General features: G+C 70.7%; 1 protein-coding gene and 2 pseudogenes. 1 reads left to right on the forward strand and 2 read right to left on the reverse strand.

What is annotated here, in order from left to right:
* Positions 1-323, reverse strand: a pseudogene (locus tag ABZ234_RS33960) (hypothetical protein); the annotation flags it as partial.
* A gap of 401 nt (positions 324-724) precedes the next feature.
* Here ABZ234_RS33960 and ABZ234_RS33965 point away from each other — a divergent pair.
* Entirely contained in the window at positions 725-1,435 is a 711-nt protein-coding gene (locus ABZ234_RS33965) for a DUF305 domain-containing protein (RefSeq protein ID WP_267948593.1), read from the forward strand.
* A 122-nt stretch (positions 1,436-1,557) separates the two neighbouring features.
* Here the strand turns inward: ABZ234_RS33965 and ABZ234_RS33970 are convergent.
* Positions 1,558-1,692 (reverse strand): annotated as a pseudogene (locus tag ABZ234_RS33970) (ATP-dependent Clp protease ATP-binding subunit ClpX); the annotation flags it as partial.

Raw genomic sequence — 1,692 nt, forward strand, 5'->3', positions numbered from 1 at the left:
GTGGGCACCGACGCCGCACCGCACTCCGTACCGGCGCGCGGGTAGTCGACCGAGAAGTACAGCAGGTCACCGCTCACCGACACGTCGCCCTGCCCACCGGGGCACACGACGGTGGACACCAGCCGGGGCAGGGCCGGGACGGAGATGTCGTAGACGACGAACCCGTCGTAGTTGCCGCCGATGGCGTAGTCGCCGGTGAACGCCAGGTCCGAGTTGTAGGCGGCGTCGCTGTGCAGCCCCTCGGGCTTGGGCAGGTTGGCCAGGTGCACCACCCCGCCTCCCGTGCTCACGCCGTCGGCGGCGCGCGCCCCGGGGACGGCCAGGAGGCCGACGGCCACCAGGAACCCCGTCCCGACCGCCCCCCAGCGGACCCGGCCACCGCGTCCTCGTCCACGCACCACAGCCCACACCCCCAGGAATTACACAAAGATGCCAATTGACTACTTTGTGTTGTACTCCCTGGAGTCACCACACTCCAGACGAAACGCCGAGACCGGACATCTACTGACCAATCCCCAGGAGGCCGCCCCACAGGCCCCGCCCGGCGCGGACCGGACGCGTACTGAACGCGTACCGAAGGAAACCCTGTCCTGCCGACACACCCTCAGGGCTGGACAAAACACCCACCGAGTGAGTAGAAAACCCGCAGGACGTTGCCTCAGGGGCACCGGGCCCCACGACACCGCGGATCCGTCCGCGCCACACCCCCATCGGAGGACACCTCGTGCGTCGCCTGGCACTCGCGACCGGAGCAGCTCTCGCGCTGCTCGGAGCCACAGCCTGTACCGGTGACGAGGAAGGCCGGGAGTCGGCCAACGTCATCGCCCCCGGAGCGCCCGGCGAGTCCTCGTCGCCCGCGACCGCCGACCAGATCGCCGCCCTGGCCGAGGAGCAGGGGCACAACGAGGCCGACGTCACCTACCTGGTGATGATGATCGAGCACCACTCCCAGGCCCTGGAGATGACCGACCTGGTCCCGGAGCGCCACGAGCGCGACGGCATCGAGCGCATCGCCGACCGCATCGCCGCCGCCCAGGGGCCGGAGATCACCGCCATGGAGAGCTGGTTGGAGGAGAACGTCTTCGGCCCCGCCCGGGAGAACCCCGCGCACCAGAACTTCTGCGGCCTGGAGGGGGACGGCACCCACCACGGCGAGGACGCCGACGTGCCCGCCTGCGAGCTGGACGTCGACCACGCCGACATGCCGGGCATGGCCACGCCGGAGGAACTGGAGCAGTTGGCGGAGGCCGAGGGCGACGCGTTCGACCGGCTCTTCGTGGAACTGATGACCACCCACCACGAGGGCGCGGTCACCATGGCCGAGGACGCGATGGCCGAGGGCAGGGACCAGACCGTGCTCAGGATGGCCAACGACGTGATCGCGGAGCAGAACGCGGAGATCGGCCGCATGGCGGAGGTGCTGGAGGACGCGTGACGCCCACCCTCCGGCGCGGATGCCCGGCGGCCCGTCCGAGGACGCGGGAGGGGCGCCCCCGGCCCGGGGGCGCCCCTCTCGCGTACCGCCGCCGGCGAGGGCCCCGGGGGGCCGCGGCGGGATCAGGCGGACTTCTCCTGGTGGTCGGAGTCCAGCTGGGCCCGCGGCACGATCGTGGGGTTCACGTTGTCGATCACCGTCTCCCGACTGATGATCACCTGCCCCACATCCTCACGCGAAGGCACCTCATACATCAC

The sequence above is a fragment of the Nocardiopsis sp. NPDC006198 genome (assembly GCF_040613895.1).
GTDB classification, from domain to species: Bacteria; Actinomycetota; Actinomycetes; order Streptosporangiales; family Streptosporangiaceae; genus Nocardiopsis; species Nocardiopsis tropica.